General features: G+C 34.5%; 20 protein-coding genes and 1 pseudogene. 20 read left to right on the forward strand and 1 reads right to left on the reverse strand.

The window, feature by feature from the left end:
* The first annotated feature begins 3 nt into the window (after positions 1 to 3).
* The 16 genes and pseudogenes from C245_RS0112125 to C245_RS0112205 all read left to right on the forward strand — a co-directional run bounded on the left by C245_RS0112125 (position 4) and on the right by C245_RS0112205 (position 16523).
* Entirely contained in the window at positions 4 to 2622 is a 2619-nt protein-coding gene (locus C245_RS0112125) for a hypothetical protein (protein ID WP_017496865.1), read from the forward strand.
* A gap of 2 nt (positions 2623 to 2624) precedes the next feature.
* Positions 2625 to 3052: pseudogene (locus tag C245_RS23025) on the forward strand (polymer-forming cytoskeletal protein).
* Complete coding sequence (locus C245_RS0112135; protein WP_026110030.1) at positions 3000 to 3227, forward strand: AtpZ/AtpI family protein; 228 nt, start codon at positions 3000 to 3002, stop codon at positions 3225 to 3227. The pseudogene C245_RS23025 and the gene C245_RS0112135 overlap by 53 nt, the downstream one beginning before the upstream one ends.
* A gap of 565 nt (positions 3228 to 3792) precedes the next feature.
* The gene (gene atpB / locus C245_RS0112145; RefSeq protein ID WP_017496869.1) at positions 3793 to 4971 is read left to right on the forward strand and encodes a F0F1 ATP synthase subunit A; all 1179 of its coding nucleotides are present in this window, start codon (positions 3793 to 3795) and stop codon (positions 4969 to 4971) included.
* A gap of 33 nt (positions 4972 to 5004) precedes the next feature.
* The gene (atpE, locus tag C245_RS0112150; RefSeq protein WP_008465835.1) at positions 5005 to 5202 is read left to right on the forward strand and encodes an ATP synthase F0 subunit C; all 198 of its coding nucleotides are present in this window, start codon (positions 5005 to 5007) and stop codon (positions 5200 to 5202) included.
* An 89-nt stretch (positions 5203 to 5291) separates the two neighbouring features.
* Entirely contained in the window at positions 5292 to 5792 is a 501-nt protein-coding gene (locus C245_RS0112155; RefSeq protein ID WP_017496870.1) for a F0F1 ATP synthase subunit B, read from the forward strand.
* A gap of 4 nt (positions 5793 to 5796) precedes the next feature.
* On the forward strand, positions 5797 to 6330 hold the full coding sequence (gene atpH / locus C245_RS0112160; protein WP_017496871.1) for an ATP synthase F1 subunit delta: 534 nt from the start codon (positions 5797 to 5799) through the stop codon (positions 6328 to 6330).
* A gap of 38 nt (positions 6331 to 6368) precedes the next feature.
* The gene (gene atpA / locus C245_RS0112165) at positions 6369 to 7946 is read left to right on the forward strand and encodes a F0F1 ATP synthase subunit alpha (RefSeq protein ID WP_017496872.1); all 1578 of its coding nucleotides are present in this window, start codon (positions 6369 to 6371) and stop codon (positions 7944 to 7946) included.
* Between the two features lie 83 nt (positions 7947 to 8029).
* The gene (gene atpG / locus C245_RS0112170) at positions 8030 to 8890 is read left to right on the forward strand and encodes an ATP synthase F1 subunit gamma (protein ID WP_017496873.1); all 861 of its coding nucleotides are present in this window, start codon (positions 8030 to 8032) and stop codon (positions 8888 to 8890) included.
* Between the two features lie 479 nt (positions 8891 to 9369).
* On the forward strand, positions 9370 to 9816 hold the full coding sequence (locus tag C245_RS0112175) for an N-acetyltransferase (RefSeq protein ID WP_017496874.1): 447 nt from the start codon (positions 9370 to 9372) through the stop codon (positions 9814 to 9816).
* 94 nt (positions 9817 to 9910) lie between these two features.
* Positions 9911 to 11371: a lipopolysaccharide biosynthesis protein gene (locus C245_RS0112180; RefSeq protein ID WP_017496875.1), complete on the forward strand. Its 1461-nt coding sequence runs from the start codon at positions 9911 to 9913 to the stop codon at positions 11369 to 11371.
* 28 nt (positions 11372 to 11399) lie between these two features.
* Entirely contained in the window at positions 11400 to 11834 is a 435-nt protein-coding gene (dut, locus tag C245_RS0112185) for a dUTP diphosphatase (protein ID WP_017496876.1), read from the forward strand.
* A gap of 82 nt (positions 11835 to 11916) precedes the next feature.
* Positions 11917 to 12933, forward strand: coding sequence for a sugar phosphate nucleotidyltransferase (locus tag C245_RS0112190; protein ID WP_017496877.1), 1017 nt, complete (start codon positions 11917 to 11919; stop codon positions 12931 to 12933).
* Between the two features lie 49 nt (positions 12934 to 12982).
* Positions 12983 to 14335: a tetratricopeptide repeat protein gene (locus C245_RS0112195; RefSeq protein WP_017496878.1), complete on the forward strand. Its 1353-nt coding sequence runs from the start codon at positions 12983 to 12985 to the stop codon at positions 14333 to 14335.
* A gap of 125 nt (positions 14336 to 14460) precedes the next feature.
* A complete protein-coding gene (locus C245_RS0112200) occupies positions 14461 to 15246 on the forward strand; it encodes a DUF4292 domain-containing protein (protein WP_017496879.1) in 786 nt (261 codons plus the stop codon).
* A 23-nt stretch (positions 15247 to 15269) separates the two neighbouring features.
* On the forward strand, positions 15270 to 16523 hold the full coding sequence (locus tag C245_RS0112205) for a murein hydrolase activator EnvC (protein ID WP_026110032.1): 1254 nt from the start codon (positions 15270 to 15272) through the stop codon (positions 16521 to 16523).
* Between the two features lie 133 nt (positions 16524 to 16656).
* Here the strand turns inward: C245_RS0112205 and C245_RS0112210 are convergent, their stop codons facing one another.
* Positions 16657 to 17076, reverse strand: coding sequence for a CBS domain-containing protein (locus C245_RS0112210; RefSeq protein WP_017496881.1), 420 nt, complete (start codon positions 17074 to 17076; stop codon positions 16657 to 16659).
* 230 nt (positions 17077 to 17306) lie between these two features.
* On the opposite strand from C245_RS0112210, the gene rbfA reads away from it, so the two are divergent.
* The 4 genes from rbfA to C245_RS23710 all read left to right on the forward strand — a co-directional run bounded on the left by rbfA (position 17307) and on the right by C245_RS23710 (position 21662).
* Complete coding sequence (rbfA, locus tag C245_RS0112215) at positions 17307 to 17699, forward strand: 30S ribosome-binding factor RbfA (protein ID WP_017496883.1); 393 nt, start codon at positions 17307 to 17309, stop codon at positions 17697 to 17699.
* A 1-nt stretch (position 17700) separates the two neighbouring features.
* The gene (locus tag C245_RS0112220; protein ID WP_017496884.1) at positions 17701 to 18900 is read left to right on the forward strand and encodes an FtsX-like permease family protein; all 1200 of its coding nucleotides are present in this window, start codon (positions 17701 to 17703) and stop codon (positions 18898 to 18900) included.
* A gap of 169 nt (positions 18901 to 19069) precedes the next feature.
* Positions 19070 to 20497 carry an MATE family efflux transporter gene (locus tag C245_RS0112225; RefSeq protein WP_017496885.1) on the forward strand — a complete coding sequence of 476 codons (1428 nt, stop codon included), beginning with the start codon at positions 19070 to 19072 and terminating at the stop codon, positions 20495 to 20497.
* Between the two features lie 148 nt (positions 20498 to 20645).
* Positions 20646 to 21662: a hypothetical protein gene (locus C245_RS23710; RefSeq protein WP_017496886.1), complete on the forward strand. Its 1017-nt coding sequence runs from the start codon at positions 20646 to 20648 to the stop codon at positions 21660 to 21662.
* Positions 21663 to 21697: the final 35 nt, after the last annotated feature.

Raw genomic sequence — 21697 nt, forward strand, 5'->3', positions numbered from 1 at the left:
CTATTGAAAAAGAATACTCTTAAATATAGTTTTTTTATTGTTTTTTTATTCTTTTTGATAGCCTGTTCTACCAAGAAAAATAATTTTTTGGCGAGAAATTCCCATGCACTAAGTACAAAATACAATATTTTGTATAATGGTGGAATTGGTCTTGACAAAGGATTAAAGGCTGTTCATGCGAATAATCAGGATAACTTCTGGAAAATGCTTCCGATCGAAAAGATGCAGTTTGATGAGAACTTTTCACAAGGAGATAAACCCAAAAATGCTGATTTTGAAAAGGCGGAGACCAAGGCCACAAAAGCGATTCAGAAGCACTCCATGAATATTGGAGGAAGAGAGCGAAATTCGCAAATCGACGAGGCTTATCTGATGCTTGGAAAAGCGAGATACTATGATCAGAGGTTTATTCCAGCTTTGGAGGCATTCAATTATATTTTGTACAAATACCCGAACAGCAGTAATATTTATACAGCGAAAATCTGGCGCGAGAAAACCAATATGCGCTTAGGTAATGATGCTATTGCAGTAAAAAATATCAATCTGCTCTTAAAAAATACAGATTTGAACAAGCAGACATTTTCAGATGCGAATGCTTTATTGGCAGAAGCTTATTTGAATTTGGAAAAAAAGGATAGTGCAGTTGCTAAACTTAAAATCGCCGAGGAGTTTACCAGAATAAACGAAGACCGCGCACGTTACCGTTTTATCTTAGGTCAGATGTATCAGGAAGCCGGAATAAGAGATAGCGCGTTCTATTACTATGACGGTGTAATTGACATGAACAGAAAAGCAGATCGAAAATACATGATGCATGCCTACGCAAAAAAGGCACAAATGTTTGATTATAAAAATGGAGATCAGGATTTGTTTTTAGAAATGTACAATAAGTTAGTGGCAGATCGTGAAAACAGACCTTATCTGGATGTTTTATTTTATGAAATGGGAGTCTTCTTTGACAAAAATGACGAACAGCAGGATGCTTTGGTTTTCTACAACAAGTCATTGGGAAGAAAATCAAAAGACCCTTATTTAATAGCGTCGACTTACAGAAATATTGGCGACATGTATTTTAAGAATACCAACTACACTATCGCTGCCAAATATTATGACAGTACATTAGTAAAATTAGATCCTAAATCCAGAGAGTTTGCTTTTATTGAAAAAAACAGAAAAAATCTGGACAATGTTATCAAGTACGAAGCAATTGCAAAACGTAACGATAGCATCATAAAAGTATACGGTTTGTCTCCGACTGACAGAAAAAGTTATTTTAATGATTATATAGCTGTTCTCAAAGAAAAAGACGAGGAGAAACGAATCTTAGAAGAAAAAGAAAAGGAAAAACTGGCCAATATCGATCGTAACACAAATGCTAATGGAGGACCAACAGCGGTTAACCCTCAGTCAGTTGGAGCGGCTAATCCCGGAATAGGAGCATTTAATCCGCCGTCAGGAAATGAAACGGCAAGTACCAGTACGAGTACTTTTTATTTTTACAATCCTACCACAGTTGCTTACGGAAAATTGCAGTTTAAGAAATTATGGGGTAATCGGGTTTTAGAAGGCAACTGGAGATTGGCCGCTGTGAAATCAGCCAATAATGCCGCATTAAACGACACCTTAAATAATAACGCTGCAAATGCACTTAAAGACACTATAGTTATTGAAAAATATACTACAGATTTCTACGAAAAACAACTCCCTCAAACACAAGCTGCAATCGATAGTATTGGTGTTGAACGTAATTTTGCGTACTATCAATTAGGGCTCATTTACAAAGAAAAATTTAAGGAATACAATCTGGCGAGTGACAAACTGGAGCAATTACTAAAAAATAAGCCGGAGGAAAAATTGATTTTACCGGCGATGTATAATTTGTACAAAATATATCAAATTACAAATCCTGCCCGCGCCGAAAGGATAAAATCAGATATTACAAACAATTATCCGACTTCACGATACGCTCAAATTTTAAACAATACCAATGCGGCCGATTTAGCATCACCGGATAAAGAGTACCAAAAATGGTATAAATTGTTTCAGGAGGAACAGTTTGATACCGTCTTAGATAATATTGACAATCTGATCAATCAATATTCAGGTGATGAAATAGTTTCTAAGTACGAATTGTTAAAAGCCAATACCTTAGGAAAAGTAAATGGTCTGGCCGCTTACAAAAAAGGTTTAGAATCAGTTGCCGATAATTATCCAAACAGTGATGAAGGAAAAAATGCACGCGAGATTTTAGAAAAGCAAATACCGGCTTTAGAAAAACTTGATTTTACTTCTGTTGACAGTAAAAACTGGAAAATTGTATATGTAGTTGCTAATAATGACACTAAAACCCGTCAAAAGATTGAAGAAGCGATCAGAGTCTTTTTATTAGTTGAAAATTATGAGAGATTGACAACTTCTTTTGATAAATACAATAAAACCGAAAGTTTTGTGGTGATTCACGGTTTAAAATCAGAGGCATACGCCAGAGATATTTCAGGAGTTTTTAGAGACGATAAAAAGTATAAGATACCGAATCCCGCAATTATCATATCGAGTGATAATTACAAATTGGTTCAAATTAAGAAAAATCTCGATACCTACTTAGCCCCCAAAACACCATAATCATGTTTGATAAAGTAAAAAAAACGGAACAGAACTTTTAGGAAAAACGAATCGAATAGTTGAAGGAACCTCTATTGTAGGAGACATCGTTGCTAAAGACGATTTTAGACTGGATGGAGAATTGATAGGAAATTTTACTTCACAAGGTAAATTGGTTATTGGAGTCTCCGGCGTTGTTAAAGGCGAAATTGTTTGTAATAATGCCGATATTGAAGGAGTATTTCAGGGAAAAATTAAAGTTTTAGAAGTCCTTAATATAAAAGCATCGGCACAGATTCATGGAGAAGTTGCCATAGGAAAACTGTCTATAGAACCAGGCGCCAATTTTACCGCTACCTGTACCATGTTAACTCATACTAAAGATGTAACCCTAAAAGATGGAAAAGGAACCGAACAAAAACAAAAGGAACAAGTGGCTTCCGCTCATTAATATTCCCGTTCAAATGGGGATCATTATTTTTTTATTTTCCTATTTTGGTACCTGGCTGGATGAAAATCATCCCAGTCAAAAATTAAATTATAACACCATCTTTGTCATGATTGGAGTTGGATTGGCTTTGTACAATGTAATTCGTCAGGTTAACGAAATCAATAAAACAAAGTAAATCATCTTTTAAACAGCTTGAAATAAATATTGCATCTTTGCAAAAAAAAATCAAATGCTTTTAAAAAATTACAAACCCATTCTATATTTATTCTTTTTTGCTTTGGCGGCTTACTTATTGCACAAAGCCCTTTTTTCAGTTTTAGAAATTAATACCCAAAACTTTTATTATAGTACAGCCTTTTTGTATTTGATTTTTTTCACACTGTCGGCATTTTTATACCTTATATTATTAGTAGTAAAAAAGAAGAATTTTGAAATTGTCGGAATGGCTTTCCTGTTTGGGACCGCTAGTCAAATGTTATTAGCCTATTTAATTTTAAGACCGATTTTGGAAAACAAAAGTAGCGAGGTGATGGTTGAAAAAATCAATTTTTTTATAACATTTATTTTGTTTTTGTTATTTCAGACGCTTTTAACTGTCCGATTATTAAATGAAAAGCATTAAAATGGGGATTATGCAAAAGAAGGTTCAAAAATAATTTTTCATATCCTTTTGAATATTAATAAAAAATGTACCTTTGCACCAAATTTTAGAAACGTAAAAAATAAGATTTTTAACAGATATGGTGATTTCAAACAAACCGCTCAAATTTATTCTTGCAGCTTTAGTAGCTTGTTCTCCAGTAATGAGTTTTGCAAATTCAGAGAATGACTCAACGCATGTACATGCTGAAGCCGCTCATGAAGAAAAAGTAATTTCACATAACGCGCCGTCAGAAGAGGAGCATGCAGCTCTTGACCCAAAAGCAAAAGTGGACGCTTTTATTGATCATCACTTACAAGATTCTCATGATTTTGTTTTCTTCTCAGATGAAAAAGAAAATAAACATTACGGTTTTCCATTACCTGTAATTCTTATTGACGGAGGTTTGAAAATTTTCTCTTCTTCAAAATTACACCACGGTGAAGCAGTTGCTGAAGTTGACGGAAACTTCTACAAATTAGTTCACGGTAAAATTTACAAAACAGATGCTGCCGGAACTATTACTTTTAATGACCACGGACATCCTGAAAACGAAAAACCATTAGATTTTTCGATTACAAAAAATGTAGTGTCAATGCTTTTTGTTTCGGTATTATTATTTTTAATGTTTACCGGATTAGCGAAGTCATATAAAAAAGGACCAATCCCAACTGGTTTCGGAAGAGTATTAGAGCCGCTAATTATTTTCATCAGAGATGAGATCGCCGTTCCAAATATTGGAGAGAAAAAATACAGAAAATTTATGGGTTACCTTTTAACGGTGTTTTTCTTTGTATGGTTGTTAAACTTATTAGGTATGACTCCACTAGGAATTAACGTTACAGGAAATATTGCAATCACAGTTTGTTTAGCTGTATTTACTTTTATCATTACTCAGTTTAGTGCTAACAAAGATTATTGGGGACACATTTTCTGGATGCCAGGAGTACCAGTTCCGATGAAAATTATTTTAGCTCCAATCGAAGTTTTGGGAACATTAACAAAACCATTTGCATTATTAATTCGTTTGTATGCAAATATTACTGCAGGTCACGTAGTAATTATGAGTTTGATCGCGATGATTTTCGTAGGTAAAAATTTAGCAGCAGATTTACCAATCTCTTTAGGACTAACATTATTTATTTCGGTAATTGAAGTTTTAGTTGCATTTTTGCAAGCGTTCATTTTCACAATGTTATCTTCATTATTTATAGGTATGGCTGTTGCAGATCACGACCATGATCATGGGCACGGACACGAAGACAATGTTATTATTTAATTTAGAAGTTTAATTTTATATATATAAATACTTATGGGAACAATTCCAACTTTAGTAGGTGCAGGTTTAGTAGTAATCGGTGCAGGTTTAGGTTTAGGTAAAATCGGTGGATCTGCTATGGACGCGATTGCTCGTCAACCAGAAGCTGCTGGTAAAATTCAAACTGCGATGATTATTATCGCGGCTTTATTAGAAGGTTTAGCGTTTGCTGCTTTAATCTTAGGAAAATAATAAAGAAAGAACTAACAACATCTTTAACGGTTGGTTAAAGGTGTTGTTACTTTTAAAAAAAGAAATTAAATATTTAATATAGTTATAAAATGGATAAGTTAATTAACGATTTTTCATTCGGTTTATTCTTTTGGCAAGCGCTAATCTTGTTGGTTTTGATTTTACTTTTAGTAAAGTTTGCCTGGAAACCAATTATGGAATCTATTACAGCAAGAGAAGAAGGTATTAAAGATGCATTACTTTCTGCAGAAAATGCAAAGAGAGAAATGGAAAACTTACAAGCTGACAATCAAAGAATTTTGAATGAAGCTCGTGCAGAGCGTGACGCGATGCTAAAAGAAGCTCGTGAAATGAAAGAGAAAATGATTGCTGATTCTAAAAACGAAGCACAAGAAGCGGGTCAAAAAATGATCGAGCAAGCTAAAGCTGCTATCGAAAGTGAAAAGAATGCTGCTATGGCTGAATTGAAATCACAAGTTTCAACTTTATCATTAAGCATCGCTGAAAAATTATTGAAAGAAGAATTATCTAACAAAGAATCTCAAACTAAATTAGTAGAGAAAATGTTAGGTGACGTAAAGCTAAACTAAGATTATGGCAAGTACAAGAGCAGCAATTCGTTATGCAAAAGCAATTCTGGACTTAGCAAACTCTAAAGGTGTTGCCGAAGCTGTCAATAACGATATGAAGTCAATTGCAACGGCAATTGAAAGTAATGAAGAATTAAGTGCCTTTATTCAAAACCCAACTACAAAAGTTGAAGTTAAAGAAAGTGCTCTTTTAGAAGTTTTCGCAGATGTAAATGGTGTAACTAAAGGGTTATTTCATTTATTATTTGAAAACAAAAGATTTGAAATTCTGGAAGCTATTGCTTTAGAATACAAAAAAATATTTGACGAAGGTAATGGTGTTGAAGTAGCAAAAGTTACAACAGCAATCCCAATGGACGCCGCTTTAGAAGCTAAAGTTTTGGCAAAAGTGGCGACTTTATCAGATAAAAAAATAACAATTGAAAATACAGTAGACCCATCTATCATTGGAGGGTTTATTTTAAGAATAGGTGATCAACAATACAATGCTTCTGTGGCAAACAGATTGCAGGTATTAAAAAGAGAGTTAAGTAATTAGTTTTATTACACATAAAAGTGTCTAAATTATAAATTAAGATGGCGGAAATCAAACCTGCTGAAATTTCAGCAATATTAAGAAAGCAAGTAGAAGGTTTTGAATCTGGTGCTACGCTAGAGGAAGTAGGAACAGTACTTCAAGTTGGAGACGGTATTGCTCGTATTTACGGGCTATCGAATGTACAATATGGTGAGTTAGTTGAATTTGACAACGGACTTGAAGCTATTGTATTGAACCTTGAAGAAGACAACGTTGGTGTGGTACTTTTAGGACCATCAACTGGAATCAAAGAAGGATCAACAGCAAAAAGAACGCAACGTATTGCTTCTCTTAAAGTAGGTGAGCAAATGGTAGGACGTGTAGTAAACACTCTTGGTTTTCCAATTGATGGAAAAGGACCAATTGGTGGAGACTTATACGAAATGCCTTTAGAAAGAAAAGCACCTGGTGTTATCTTCCGTCAGCCGGTAACGGAGCCATTACAAACTGGAGTAAAAGCAGTTGATGCTATGATCCCGGTTGGTCGTGGACAACGTGAGCTTGTAATTGGTGACCGTCAAACAGGTAAATCAACTGTTTGTATCGATACAATCTTAAATCAAAAAGAATTTTACGATGCAGGAAAACCTGTATTCTGTATATATGTTGCAATTGGGCAAAAAGCTTCAACTGTAGCAGGAATTGCTAAAATGTTAGAAGAAAAAGGTGCAATGGCTTATACAGTTATTGTTGCAGCTAATGCTTCTGATCCGGCTCCAATGCAAGTTTATGCTCCTTTCGCAGGTGCTGCAATTGGAGAATATTTTAGAGATTCAGGTCGTCCGGCTTTAATTGTTTATGACGATTTATCTAAACAAGCTGTTGCTTACCGTGAGGTTTCTCTTTTATTAAGAAGACCACCGGGACGTGAGGCTTATCCTGGAGACGTTTTCTACTTACACTCTCGTTTATTAGAGCGTGCTTGTAAAGTAATTGCTGATGATGGAATTGCTAAAAACATGAACGATTTACCAGATTCTATCAAGTCTATCGTAAAAGGTGGTGGTTCATTAACTGCATTACCAATTATCGAAACTCAGGCTGGTGACGTTTCTGCATATATTCCAACAAACGTAATTTCGATTACAGATGGTCAGATTTTCCTTGATGGAGATTTGTTCAACTCTGGAGTTCGTCCTGCGATCAACGTAGGTATCTCTGTATCTCGTGTTGGAGGTAATGCTCAGATTAAATCAATGAAAAAAGTTTCAGGAACGTTAAAATTAGATCAAGCTCAATTCCGTGAATTAGAAGCTTTCGCTAAATTTGGTTCTGACTTAGATTCAGTTACTTTAAACGTAATTGAAAAAGGAAAAAGAAACGTTGAAATCTTGAAACAAGGTTTAAATGATCCTTATCCTGTTGAAAATCAAGTAGCTATTATTTATGCAGGTTCTAAAAACTTATTAAGAAACGTACCTGTAAATAAAGTAAAAGAATTTGAAGCTGATTTCTTAGCTTACTTAAACAGCAAACATAAAGATACGCTTAACGCGTTAAAAGCTGGTAAGTTAGATGACAACATTACTGATGTTATCGAAAAAGCAGCAAAAGAAATTTCAGCAAAATATAACTAATATTTAGTTTATAGTTTTTAGTTTATTGTTTGTGGTTTGTCCCAACAATAAACTAAAAACAACAAACAATAAACATAAAATTAATGGCAAATTTAAAGGAAATCCGTAATAGAATTACTTCCGTTTCATCGACGATGCAGATTACATCGGCTATGAAAATGGTTTCTGCTGCAAAGCTTAAGAAAGCACAAGATGCAATCACTGCGATGCGCCCTTATGCCGAGAAATTAACGGAGTTGTTGCAAAATCTTTCCGCTACACTTGATGGTGAAGTTGGAGGTGATTACACTACTCAACGTGAAGTAAAAAAAGTATTGCTTGTAGCCATAACTTCAAACAGAGGTTTATGTGGCGCATTCAATTCTAACGTAATTAAAGAGGTTAAGAATCGTACCGAATTTTACGCAGGAAAACAAGTTGACGTTTTTGCTATTGGTAAAAAAGGAAATGATGTTTTAAGCAAAACGCATAAAGTACACGGTCATCATAATGCAATTTTTGATCATTTAACTTTTGAAAATGTTGCCGGAATTGCTGATAACTTAACAGAGAAATTCCTTACTGGAGAGTACGACAGAATCGAATTGATCTACAATCAGTTTAAAAATGCTGCGACTCAAATTGTTCAGACAGAGCAGTTTTTACCGTTAGCTCCAATTAAATCTGATGCTGCAGTTTCTACAGGAGATTACATTTTTGAACCTTCAAAAGAAGAAATCGTGTTGACTTTGATTCCTAAATCATTGAAAACACAATTATATAAAGGAATCCGCGATTCATTTGCTTCAGAACACGGAGCACGTATGACAGCAATGCACAAAGCAACTGACAACGCAACTGAATTAAGAAACCAATTGAAATTAACTTACAACAAAGCACGTCAGGCTGCTATTACTAACGAGATCTTAGAAATCGTTGGTGGAGCGGAAGCTTTAAATGGATAAGAAAATTTCAGTATAAGAAAAAGCAAAAGAGCCGGCATATCAATGTCGGCTCCTTTTTTATATATAGGGTTGTTGTTTTTTGAAATGAAGCTTATAAAATGGTGATTCTCAATTTAGTCAAAAAAAGAGAATCAATACCATTTTATAAATCACCAAGTGCTTTGTCTTTTCTGGGAACAAACTAGCTTTATTAGTCCCAATGCTCTGTTTTTTTGAGGGTTACATTTCAGCAGAATCAATCCCGTTGCTTTGTCTTTTATAGGAACAAACTAGCTTTATTTGTCCTCATGCTTTGCTTTTTTGTAGGGTTGTATTCTAGCTTTTCTCATTCCCTTTTTTACAAAGTTACTATAGAACCGGTTTTAGAAATTTATATAATTTTCGAACTTTTTTATACATTTTACAGGTGAAGTTGTGGTTCAATTTTGTGAGGAGCAATGGAAAAAATTGAGTATTTTTGAAATCTATTTTTTTAAACGATGAAACTACAAATACAAGAACTCACTACAGTCGAAGAAATGCTGGGCCAAATTGAAACCATGCGATTTCTTTATCCAAATCTTACCCTCGAAAAGTACACAGCATATCTTTCAGAAATGGTTCCACATAACTACATCCAGATAGGTGTTTTTGAAGAGGGCGTTTGTTTAGGAATTACCGGTTGCTGGTCGGCTACCAAATTATGGACAGGTAAATATCTTGAAATAGACAATTTTGTCGTAAATCCGGACGTTAGATCAAAAGGTATTGGAAAATTACTAACGGATTATATCGAACAAAAAGCCCTGGATTTAGATTGCAGCAGTATCGTTTTGGATGCTTTTACCGGAAATTTTGCCGCGCATCGTTTCTATTACAATCAGGGGTACGCGCCAAGAGGTTTTCATTTTGTTAAAATTTTGGACGAAAAAAAATTAACGCACTAAAATTCAGGCAAGTTCTTTTATTGAAGCGCAAAATCAATAATAAACCAAAGAATTGGTTATTTTTGTTTTATAAATTTTATTACACACATATATTTTGGGATTATATAAAAATCTATTCAAACAAACGGCTATTTACGGACTAGCGACGGTTTTGCCGCGAATGTTGAGTTTTCTGTTAGTCAGACTGTATACAGGTATTTTACCAACTGCAGAATACGGTGAAGTCTCGATTGTTTTGTCCTGGATGGTTTTCTTTAATGTGGTGCTTTCCTACGGAATGGAAACGGCATTTTTTAGGTTTTACAGTGCCGAAGACGATAAGAAAAATGTAATAGCTACTTCCACAATTTCAATATTTTGGTCGTCCATAATTTTCCTTTTTGCAGCTTTAATTTTTAGAAATACATTGGCAACTCTGGCCGAAGTAGATGTACAGTACATCACGTACACTGTATGGATTCTGGTTTTAGATGCTTTGGTTTTAATCCCTTTTTCTAAATTAAGAGCCAATCAGCGGCCTATGGTTTATGCGGCCATTAAAATTGGAAATGTTATAATCAATCTGTTACTGAACTTATTTTTCCTGATGTACCTTCCTAAACTGGCGGCATCAAACCCTAATTCTGTTTGGGATAATTTGTATGTCGAAAACTTTCAGATTGCTTATATATTCATTGCAAATCTATTGGCGAGTTTAGCGACGTTCATCGTGCTTTCACCAAACTATCTTTATCTCGGACGTAAATTTGATCCGGTACTTTGGAAAAAAATGATGAAATACGGTTTGCCTATTTTAGTGGCGGGACTTGCTTTCGCAGTTAACGAGCATTTTGATAAAATTTTATTGGGTTATCTATTACCTGAGAATCTTGCAAAATCTGAAGTTGGGGCGTATTCAGCCTGTTATAAACTTGGACTGTTCATGGTTTTATTTGCAACGGCATTCAGATTAGGAATCGAACCCTTCTTTTTCAGTCATGCGAAAAACGAAAATGCACCTCAGACCTATGCCGTAATCACAAAATACTTCGTGATTTTAGGATCATTGATTTTATTAGGTGTCATTGTATTTGCAGACGTTTTAAAATATTTATTGCTAGATAATAAATCGTATTGGGAGGCCATGAAAGTGGTACCGTTGATCATTTTGGCAAACTTCTTTTTAGGGATTTACAACAACTTATCGGTTTGGTATAAACTGACAGACAAAACACAAATTGGAGCCTATATCTCTATTGTAGGTGCCATCGTGACTTTGATCTTAAACTATGTTTTAATTCCAAAGTACAGTTACTACGGTTCTGCAATTGCGACTATTTCTGCATACGGGAGTATGATGTTGATTTCATATATTTTAGGGAACAGGTACTATCCAATCCCTTATGATATGAACAAAATTGGAGCTTACTTAGGAATTTCAATCGTATTTTCGGCTATTTCTTTTTATGGATTTAGAGAAAATTATTTCGTTGGAATCCCTTTGTTTTTGGGCTTTGTGTATTTTGTATATCATAACGAAAAACAAACAATTAAAGGAATGATGAATAAAAAGTAAGGGTACTTTTTAATCTTTTATAATAAAAATGAAAATACAAATTATCAATAAATCACAGCACGCTTTACCGAACTACGAAACGATAGCTTCGGCAGGAATGGATTTGCGTGCCAATTTAACAGAAGCTATTACGCTAAAACCTTTAGAAAGAACCATTGTAAAAACCGGACTTTTTATAGAATTACCCATTGGTTATGAGGCACAAGTACGACCAAGAAGCGGACTGGCGGCGAAAAAAGGAGTAACCGTTTTAAACTCTCCAGGAACTGTTGATGCAGATTATAGAGGTGAAATAGGCGTAATTTTAGTAAATTTATCCAATGAAGAATTCGTAATCGAAAACGGAGAGCGAATCGCACAACTTATCATTGCAAAACACGAAAGAGCAGAGTGGATTGAAGTGGAAGAACTTTCTGAAACGTCAAGAGGAGAAGGCGGATTTGGTAGTACAGGAGTAAAATAAAAATTTAATAATTTAAAAATTGAAAAATTAAAAGATTTGCTATTTTATTAATTTTTCAATTTTTTAATCTTTCAATAAAAAAATGAAAATAATCGTTCCAATGGCGGGTCGTGGATCAAGACTTAGACCACATACTTTAACAGTTCCAAAACCATTAATTCCAGTTGCTGGTAAATCGATCGTGCATCGATTGGTAGAAGACATTGCTAAAATATTAAAAGAACCTATTGAAGAGGTTGCTTTTATTTTAGGAGACGCGGCTTTTTTTGGAGACGATCTTGTAGCAAGTTTAGAAGAATTGGCTGGAAGTTTAGGAGCTAAAGCTTCCATCTACCGTCAGGATTTACCTTTAGGAACAGGTCACGCGATTATGTGTGCCAAAGAATCTTTATCAGGTCCGGCAGTAATTGCTTATGCAGATACTTTAATCAGAGCCGATTTTGAATTAGATCCTGCTGCGGATGCCGTTATTTGGGTAAAACAAGTAGATCAGCCGGAGGCATTTGGTGTAGTAAAGTTAAACGCCAATAATGAAATTATAGAATTAGTAGAAAAACCAAAAGAATTTGTTAGTGACTTAGCGGTGATTGGAATCTATTATTTTAAAGAAGTAGGTGATTTGAAAAAGGAACTTCAGGGAGTTTTGGATAATAACATTCAAAATGGTGGAGAATATCAGATTAACGACGGTATCAAAGCCATGATGGCAAACGGTAAAGTGTTTAAAACCGGAAGTGTGGATGAATGGATGGATTGCGGAAATAAAGATGTTACCGTTGAAACAAATTCAAGAATGTTAGGGTTTTTACACAATGATGGGGAGCACTTAGTAGATTACGACGTGAAATTGGAAAACTCAACTATCATTCCACCGTGTTATATTGGCGAAAATGTAGTGTTGAAAAACACAACAGTTGGTCCAAATGTATCCATTGGTAAAGGTTGTCACGTTACAGACAGTACAATTAGCAACAGTTTAATACAAACTTATTCTCAAATAAAAAATGCACAGCTTGACAATGCAATGATTGGAAATCATGTGGTTTATGATGGTAAGTTTAGCAGTGTTAGCATTGGAGATTATTCAGTTTTAGAATAGATTATCAGTTGGAATAGATTCGTTTTTGTTTAAAAATAAATTTAAAAAAATGATACAAAAAGGAGTTATCGCAATTTTATTTTTCGTTTTGCTTGGCAATCCCATTTCGGTTATGGCTCAAACAGAGCCGGAAGATATTGCTATGGCAACCGATGAGTATCAGGATGCTTTTTATGAATCGTTGAAACAAAAAGGAATTGAAAATTATGATAAGGCCATCACTTCATTACAAAAGTGTATCAAATTAAAACCTAATGATGCGGTAGCTTATTTTGAACTTGGGAAAAATTATCTGTCCTTAAAAGATTATCGAAGTGCGCAGGATTCGTTTGAAAAAGCAACTCAGCTTGATCCTAAAAACAAATGGTATTGGTTGGGAATTTATGACGTAAGTTATGAAACCAAAAATTATCCTTTGGCGATTGAAACCATTCAGAAAATAATGGTTTTTGATGAAGAGTACAAAGATGATTTGATTTCGCTGTATATGATCACCAATCAGTTTGATAAAGCGTTGGTGGCGATCAATGAAATGAATGAGAAGTATGGGAAATCAGAAGATCGTGATCGCTATAGATTGCAAATCTTATCTCAGGGGAAATATCAAAATGCAGAAATTGATAACTTGATTGAGCAGATAAAGCAGCATCCAAAAGAAGAATCAAATTATGTAAATCTGATTTTTTTATATTCAAAATCAGAAGAAACAGATAAGGCGCTAAATGTTGCGAAACAACTGGCAAAGGAAATTCCAACTTCAGAATGGGCGCAGGTAAGTTTGTTTAAAGTCTATCTGGATGCTAATCAGGCCGATAAAGCGATTAAGGCAATGAATGTAATTTTAGGAAGTTCAAAAATTGATTCCAAAATAAAACATCGTACCTTAAATGAGTTTTTGATCTATACGAACAAATATCCACAGTATGCTCCAGATTTAGAGAAAGCCATTTCGTATTTCGATAACGATCCTAATGTGGATGTGGCCAAAGAAATTGGAAAATTCTATCACAGTAAAGGTCAGTTTGAAAATGCGATTAAATATTACGAAAAAGATTTAAAAGCCAATTCAGAGACAGACCGTGAAACCAATTTGCTTTTGCTTGAAGCGTATGCCCAGATGAAACAGTTCGAGCCAATGACAAAAAGAGCGATGAGCATGATCGAGGTTTATCCAAGTCAGCCGCAGTTTTATTATTATGCCGGTTTAGGAAACAATCAGCTAAAGCAATTTAAAAACGCAAAAACCGTTTTAGAAATAGGACTCGATTATGTGGTAGAGGACAAAACACTGGAGGCAAATTTTAATATTCAGTTGGGAGAGGCTTACAATGGATTAGGAGATGCAAAGAAAAAAGAGGAATACTTTTTGAAGGCAAATGAATTATTGAAAAAGAGAAAATAGAGGAAAGAGGGGGATGTGTTTATATACTAAGATCTTGATTTTTAGTTTTCGACAACCTGAAACAACACTATAAATAATTAAACAGATTTTGATTTGTCCAGATTCAAAATTAAAAAAGGCGGTAAATGAAAAAATATATAGCGATAGCGGTATTGTCTGTTTTTATGATTTCCTGTAAATCAAAGGCGGTTGCAGTGCAGAACAATACCAGCGAAGTAAAAGAAATTACTCCAAAAGAAGAAAAAAAAGTAATAGAGAATCATTATAACAATAAGTTAGATTTTTCAACGCTGTACGTAAAAGCCGGTGCGAGATATGTTGACGATAAACAAAGTCAAAATGTTACCGCTGAGATTAAAATTGAAAAAGACAAACAAATTTTAGTAAGTGTTCGTTTTCTGGGTATTACTATGGCAAAAGCTTTGATTACGCCAACAGCAGTAAGCTACTACGAAAAAATAAACGGTACCTATTACGAAGGCGATTTTACAAGTTTAAGTAAATGGCTGGGAACAGAACTGGATTACAGTAAAGTTCAGAATCTATTGGTTGGTGAAGCTTTAGATGATTTGAGAAAGGGAAAATATGCCCAAACTATAGTAGATAATCTTTTTCGTTTAGAAGATGAAAAAGATTCTAATTTGAAAAAATCATTCTATTTGGATCCTGAAAAATACCTGCTGCAAAAAGAAGAGATCTCACAGCCATCAGAAAACAGATTCTTGCAGATTTCCTATGCCGACAGTAAAGTTTTCAATCAGGGAATACTTCCAACAAGTATTGAAATCAGTGCAATTCAGCCAAAAGGAAAAACAAATATTAGTTTAAATTACAATACGATTTCGTTTAACGAAGAACTTTCTTTTCCTTACAGTGTGCCAAGTGGTTATAAGAAAGTTATAATTAAGTAAATTTGCAAAAAGAAAATATAAACATGCCAAAATTTCTCCTAAGCCTAATTTTTATATGTGCCACTACTTTTATGTGGGCACAAGATTCGCAACAAGAAAAACTGGAACAGCGTAAAGCGCAGATTCAGCAGGAAATTAGAGATAATGAAAAGATGCTGCAATCGGTAAAGAAAAAAGAAAAATCGGCAGTAAATGTTTATTTAATTCAATCCAATAAAATCAAGCTGAAAGAAAAGCTGATTAATACTACTGCAAAACAGGAAAAACTTTTGAGTAATGATATGTATATTAATCAGGTTAAGGTTAATAAACTTAAAAAAGAGCTGGAAGTATTAAAGGCAGATTATTCAAAAATGATTCTTAAATCATACAAAAGCCGATCTGAGCAAAGCAGAGCCATGTTTATTTTATCTTCAGAGAGCTTTTTACAAGCCTACAAAAGAGCGCAATATTTGAAACAATATACCAATTTCAGAAAAAACCAGGGATTAGAAATTCAATCTAAAACCGCGGAGTTGGAAGACTATAATGCCAGGTTAAATGGTCAGCGTATTGTGAAGAAGAAGATTATTGCTGAAAATGAAAAAGAAAAACAAAGTTTAGAAACGGAAAAGAAAGAGCAGCAAAAACTAGTTAATTCGATTAAAAAGGATAAGAACAAAATTATTGCCGATACGAGAAGTAAACAGCAGGAGGCCAAAAGAATCGACAGACAAATTGATCGTTTGATTCGTGAAGCCATTGCAGAAGCCAACAGAAAAGCTGCCCTGGAAAGAGCAAAAGAAAATCCTGGTTCGACAGCATCTAAAACTCCGGTTTCTTCTTCTAAAATTGCATTGACTCCGGAAGGAAAAATTTTAGCTGCCGACTTTAAAGCCAACAGAGGAAAATTGCCATGGCCGGTAGAAAAAGGATTTATTTCATTAGGATATGGTGATCAGCCTCACCCTCTTTATCCGTCATTAACGGTGCATAATTCAGGAGTTGAGATTACAACAGAACAAGGAGCAAGTGCCCGTGCCGTATTTGAAGGTGTAGTATCGAGCGTAATTGTTTTGTCTCCAATCAACAGAGCTGTTATGATTCAGCATGGAGATTATTTTACCGTTTATCAAAATCTTAGTCAGGTTTTTGTGGAGAAAGGTGATAAAGTAAATGTAAAACAAAGCATAGGAAAAGTGAGAACCAGTGGTGACACCGGAAAAACAATCATTAAGTTTTTGATTCTTCAAAATACATCCAATAACAATCCGGAAGGATGGTTGCAAAACAGATAATAGTAGTCAACTGCAGTTTTAAGTTTAACTTTTAAAAAGTTTCCAAAACCGTGTTATAATAAAGTTGATTCAGAACTTAAATAAAAACCTTTTCACCGGAAATAGACTGGTGAAAAGGTTTTTTTATTTAAAGTTAATCGTATTGTTCAAGTAAATATTTCATAACATCTGTTGTCGTTACAATTCCGGTAAGTTTGCCATTGTCGACAACGGGAAGTGCGTGAAATTCCTCGGTAACTAAAATTTGAGCTAAATCCCGAATACTGGTATCTGATGAAACGGTTTTTGGCTTTGAAGTCATGATTTGAGAAATACTGAGCATTTCTAAAATAGCTTCGTCTGCCTCCTCCTGTCCTTCGAACAAAGCACCAAAAGTTAGGCGATTAATATCCGTACGGCTTATGATACCAATTACTTCTTTGCCTCTAACGATTGGAATATGTCGGATAGTGTGTTGTTTTATAAGTTCAACAATTCTTTTAAGGTCGTCATTTTCACTTGCAGTAATGACGCTTTTAGTCATAATATGACTGATAGGTTCTCTCTTTTTCATAATATGAAGTGTTGTATTATTTCCATTAAAATTGTGAAATAATTCACATAAAACAAATGACCTTTATCATGTTTTACAACTTCTCAAAATGTTGAAACAAGTAGAGTATTTGCTGAATTTTCTTTAGAAGGAGAGCTATTTTTGAAAGAAATTGAACGAGAATACAAAAATCATCCTATTGTTCATTTGAAATTGCACCGATTGAAATTTAAAAATAGTATTTTTGCAGTATGGAAACAAACAGACAGAAAAAAATAGGCGGTGTCATCCAAAAAGATTTGGTTGATATTTTGCAAGGTGAAGTGCGAAAAAACGGAATCACTAATTTAGTAATTTCAGTATCCAAAGTTAGTGTTACTACAGATTTATCGGTAGCGACAGTTTATTTAAGCATCTTTCCTCAGGATAAAGCCCAAGAAACTTTAGAAGGCATAAAGTCAAATACAACTTTAATCAAACACGATTTGTCACAACGTGTGCGTTTACAATTGCGTCGTGTACCCAACCTGGTGTTTTTTATTGATGATTCTTTAGATTATATCGAAAAGATTGATAATGCGTTATCTAACAGAGAGAACCCAATTGAAAACCGTGATCTTTTAGAAAAAAGAAGAAAATCATAAATTGAATTTCCCCCTTTACATAGCCAAGCGTTATATTTTTAGCAGAAGTAAAAACAATGCTATCAATATCATCAATCGTATTGCCAGCATGGGAATTATTGTTGGAACGATGGCTTTGTTTGTGGTTTTGTCCGTTTTTAGCGGACTAAAGGTTTTCAGTCTTTCGTTCACCAACGAAATAGATCCTGATCTGAAAATAAGCAGCACTTACGGGAAATCATTTTTTGTAACGCCGGATCAGGAAACTCAGCTTAAAAACATTGAAGGAATTGCTTCCTACAGTAAGATTATCGAAGAACGGGTTTTGTTTTTGTTTAAAGACAAACAGCTGGTAACCTACTTAAAAGGCGTTGACAAAAACTATATTGTTGTTAACGATATCAGGAAAAAACTTTTTAACGGAGAATGGCTAAAACCGGATACTTATCAGGTGGTTATTGGTTATGGAATTGCTCGTGATTTTTCGTTAGGAATTCTTGATTTCGAAAATCCTTTGCAAATATTTGCACCCAAACCAGGAAAAGGAGCGATCGAAAATCCGGAAGAAGCATTCAATAAAACAGACGTTTTACCAGTTGCAATTTACTCCATCAGTGAAGATTTAGATTCAAAATATGTTTTTGCTGATTTAGGTCTGACGCAGGAATTACTGATGTATAAAACAAACCAGATTTCCGGAATAGAATTCAATCTGAAAGAAAACGCCAATGAAACTGCGATCAGATCTCAGCTGGAAAAATTATTCAAAAATAAAATCACCATAAAAAACAGAGCACAGCTTAACGAATCTTTGTATAAGATGCTCAATACCGAAAACATTGTAGTGTACCTGATCTTTACACTGGTAATTATCGTAGCCCTTTTTAATTTAGTGGGTGCTTTAATTATGATGATTTTAGAGAAGAAGCACAATCTGAAAACGCTTTTTAATCTGGGAACAGAAATCACCAGTTTACGCAAAATATTCCTTCTTCAGGGAACCTTGTTAAGTGTTTTTGGAGGTATAATTGGTCTTGTTCTGGGAATCATTTTAGTATTGCTTCAACAAGAATACAATTTGATTATGCTGACACCTACTTTGGCCTATCCGGTCGTTTTTACTTTAGAAAATGTACTTATCGTGATGGCAACTATTGTATCACTTGGTTTTGTTGCTTCTTTAATTGCCAGTAGCCGTGTGAGTAAAAAGCTTCTTGATTAGTATTTCTACCAGAAAAATATTACCTATATTTACCGTCTTAAAAATCTACAGCATATGATAGTTTCTGCTTAGTCCTATTTTATTTTTAGAATAATTAGGATACTTACGTTTGTTTTTTGAGTTCAGATCGTTGCATCTGGACAAATTTTATCATTTATCTTAATTTATTATGACAGAAACTACCATACAGAAAAATCTATTTTCTAAAATTTACACGACTTTAAAACAGGCTCTCCAGGGAGATGAGTCTTTTGATTATACCGCAGGAAGCATTAAAAAAGCAGTCATTCTATTAGCCATTCCGATGGTTTTGGAAATGATGATGGAATCTGTTTTTGCTTTAGTCGATTTGTATTTTGTCGGGCATTTGGAGCACAGCAGTTTTGCAATCCAAACGGTTGGATTAACCGAATCGGTTTTAACCATTATATATTCTATTGACATCGGGTTAAGTATGGCAGCAACTGCAGTCGTAGCAAGGCGTATTGGAGAAAAAGATCCCGTCGCTGCTGCAAAAGCAGGAATGCAGGCCATCGTTATTGCATTTGTGTTAAGTATTTTTTTAAGCATTTTTGGAATTATCTATGCCAAAGATATTCTCCTTTTAATGGGAGCATCTGCAGACGCGGCCGAACATGGTTTTAGATATACCCAGATTATGATTGGTTCGAGTTTAAGTATTACGCTTTTATTCCTGATTAATGGAATCTTCCGTGGTGCCGGAAATGCTGCAATCGCCATGAAAAGTCTTTGGATTGCCAATATTTGTAATATTATTTTATGCCCGATACTAATTAATGGTTTTGCCGAAATTCCTGCACTTGGTTTACTTGGTGCTGCGATCGCCACAACTACCGGAAGAAGTATTGGTGTCCTGTATCAAATTTATCATTTGTTCTATGGAAATGGAGTTTTGAAAATTAAAATGTCCTACCTCTTACCGGATTTTAAACAGATAAATGCCTTAGTAAAAATTGCGGCACCAGGCGTATTACAGTTTGTGATCGCTTCCTGCAGTTGGATTTTTCTGGCGCAGCTGGTGGCAACAACAGGAGGAGATCACGGATCGGCAGGTTATCAGACCGCTCTTAGAATAATGATGTTTTTTATTCTTCCGGCCTGGGGATTGAGTAACGCCGCTGCGACTTTGGTGGGGCAAAATTTAGGAGCCAAACAAATTGAGCGCGCGGAGAAATCTGTTTATACTACAGCAAAATACAATGTCATCTTTATGGCGACTATTATGATCATTACCTTGTGCTTTAGCGAATATATCATCTCATTTTTCACCAATGACGAAATGGTAAAAACCATTGCTGTTGAAGCGTTACAGATTATGAGTATCGGATTTATTTTTTACGGAATCGGGATGGTTTTGATCAACACATTTAATGGGGCGGGAGATACCTGGACACCAACAGGAATTAATTTCTTTGGATTTTGGCTGTTTCAGATTCCGTTGGCATTTGTGCTGGCAAAACATTTTAATATGGGACCAAAAGGGGTTTTCATTGCCATTCCGGTTGCTGAAACTGCTATTACTTTAGCAGGGATTTTCTTTTATAAAAAAGGAAAATGGAAACGTGTTCAGGTGTAATTCTTAAGAGTAATATTTTTTTAATATTAGAAAAACCTTCTATTTTGAAGGTTTTTCTTGTTTAGTATAAATAGGTGCAAACTATAAAAACGTAGATAAAATAGTACTTTTGAATTTAAAACAATCAAAATATTTGAATTATAGAATAATGAAAAATCAGTTTAGAAAAATTAAGATTACAATTGGAGTGGGTTTGTTCGCTTTTACCATGCACTCACAGCAAATAGGGGATGGATTGGCGAAGGGAATAGGTGATTTTACAGTACCTCTTCTTTCAGGAACGTATTGCGCACTAAATCCAACTGGAACATTACCTGAAAATGATTGGCAACATTTATTTGTAGTCAGACACCCAAATCTTAACAATAATTATCAATTGCAGATAGCTTCAATTATATCTGAGAATGATAAATTGTATTTCAGAAAGTTAGCAGCCGGAGATGCAACTGCAATCAATCCAAAGTGGCATGAGCTAGCAACCAGAGGGAAAAATAATTTTATAGGAGATCAAACAATTACTGGAAATGTCGGTATAGGAACTCCAAATCCGAGTGAAAAACTCGAAATTTATAACTCAGATACTACACCGGCTGTAGTTTCCCTAAAAAGCAAAAGAAATGATTTGTCGTTTGTTGATGTGGGTAGAATAAGTGCCAAACAGGAATCTGTAGAGATAGCAAGAATTGGAATGCCCAGAGCTGGAGGAACATATATGGGATATTTGACCTTTTGGACAAAAGCAGATAATAATGGCGATTTAACTGAAAAAGTTAGAATTGCTGAAAATGGTAATGTTGGTATAGGAACTCAGAGACCAACTTCAAAATTAACTGTAGCAGGTGATATTAATTCAAGAGAAGTTAGAGTTAGTGTAGATGCCGGTGCTGATTTTGTTTTTGAGAAAGATTATAATTTACCATCGTTAGAATTTGTGGATAATTATATTAAAGAAAACAAACATTTACCTCAGATTGCTTCGGCTACAGAAATGCAAAATAATGGTATTAATTTGTCAGAGATGAATATAAAACTTTTACAAAAAATTGAAGAGTTAACTCTTTATACGATTGAACAGAATAAAAAGATTAATGAACTTCAAAAAGAAAACAGAAGGTTCTCTGATATTGAAAAAAGACTGGCACAGTTAGAAAAAGTAAAGAAATAAAAAAAAGTAATAATCTTTGTCGAAGTTTTAAACTT

The organism is Flavobacterium sp. WG21, assembly GCF_000335775.1.
Taxonomy (GTDB): domain Bacteria; phylum Bacteroidota; class Bacteroidia; order Flavobacteriales; family Flavobacteriaceae; genus Flavobacterium; species Flavobacterium tructae.

Excerpts from the sequence above, each read along its gene's own strand:
- C245_RS0112135 (WP_026110030.1), top strand. The coding sequence starts at position 3,000 with ATGGAAAAGGAACCGAACAAAAACAAAAGGAACAAGTGGCTTCCGCTC.
- atpB (WP_017496869.1), top strand. The coding sequence starts at position 3,793 with ATGGTGATTTCAAACAAACCGCTCAAATTTATTCTTGCAGCTTTAGTA.
- atpE (WP_008465835.1), top strand. The coding sequence starts at position 5,005 with ATGGGAACAATTCCAACTTTAGTAGGTGCAGGTTTAGTAGTAATCGGT.
- C245_RS0112155 (WP_017496870.1), top strand. The coding sequence starts at position 5,292 with ATGGATAAGTTAATTAACGATTTTTCATTCGGTTTATTCTTTTGGCAA.
- atpH (WP_017496871.1), top strand. The coding sequence starts at position 5,797 with ATGGCAAGTACAAGAGCAGCAATTCGTTATGCAAAAGCAATTCTGGAC.
- atpA (WP_017496872.1), top strand. The coding sequence starts at position 6,369 with ATGGCGGAAATCAAACCTGCTGAAATTTCAGCAATATTAAGAAAGCAA.
- atpG (WP_017496873.1), top strand. The coding sequence starts at position 8,030 with ATGGCAAATTTAAAGGAAATCCGTAATAGAATTACTTCCGTTTCATCG.
- C245_RS0112175 (WP_017496874.1), top strand. The coding sequence starts at position 9,370 with ATGAAACTACAAATACAAGAACTCACTACAGTCGAAGAAATGCTGGGC.
- dut (WP_017496876.1), top strand. The coding sequence starts at position 11,400 with ATGAAAATACAAATTATCAATAAATCACAGCACGCTTTACCGAACTAC.
- C245_RS0112190 (WP_017496877.1), top strand. The coding sequence starts at position 11,917 with ATGAAAATAATCGTTCCAATGGCGGGTCGTGGATCAAGACTTAGACCA.
- C245_RS0112195 (WP_017496878.1), top strand. The coding sequence starts at position 12,983 with ATGATACAAAAAGGAGTTATCGCAATTTTATTTTTCGTTTTGCTTGGC.
- C245_RS0112200 (WP_017496879.1), top strand. The coding sequence starts at position 14,461 with ATGAAAAAATATATAGCGATAGCGGTATTGTCTGTTTTTATGATTTCC.
- C245_RS0112205 (WP_026110032.1), top strand. The coding sequence starts at position 15,270 with ATGCCAAAATTTCTCCTAAGCCTAATTTTTATATGTGCCACTACTTTT.
- C245_RS0112210 (WP_017496881.1), bottom strand. The coding sequence starts at position 17,076 with ATGAAAAAGAGAGAACCTATCAGTCATATTATGACTAAAAGCGTCATT.
- rbfA (WP_017496883.1), top strand. The coding sequence starts at position 17,307 with ATGGAAACAAACAGACAGAAAAAAATAGGCGGTGTCATCCAAAAAGAT.
- C245_RS0112225 (WP_017496885.1), top strand. The coding sequence starts at position 19,070 with ATGACAGAAACTACCATACAGAAAAATCTATTTTCTAAAATTTACACG.
- C245_RS23710 (WP_017496886.1), top strand. The coding sequence starts at position 20,646 with ATGAAAAATCAGTTTAGAAAAATTAAGATTACAATTGGAGTGGGTTTG.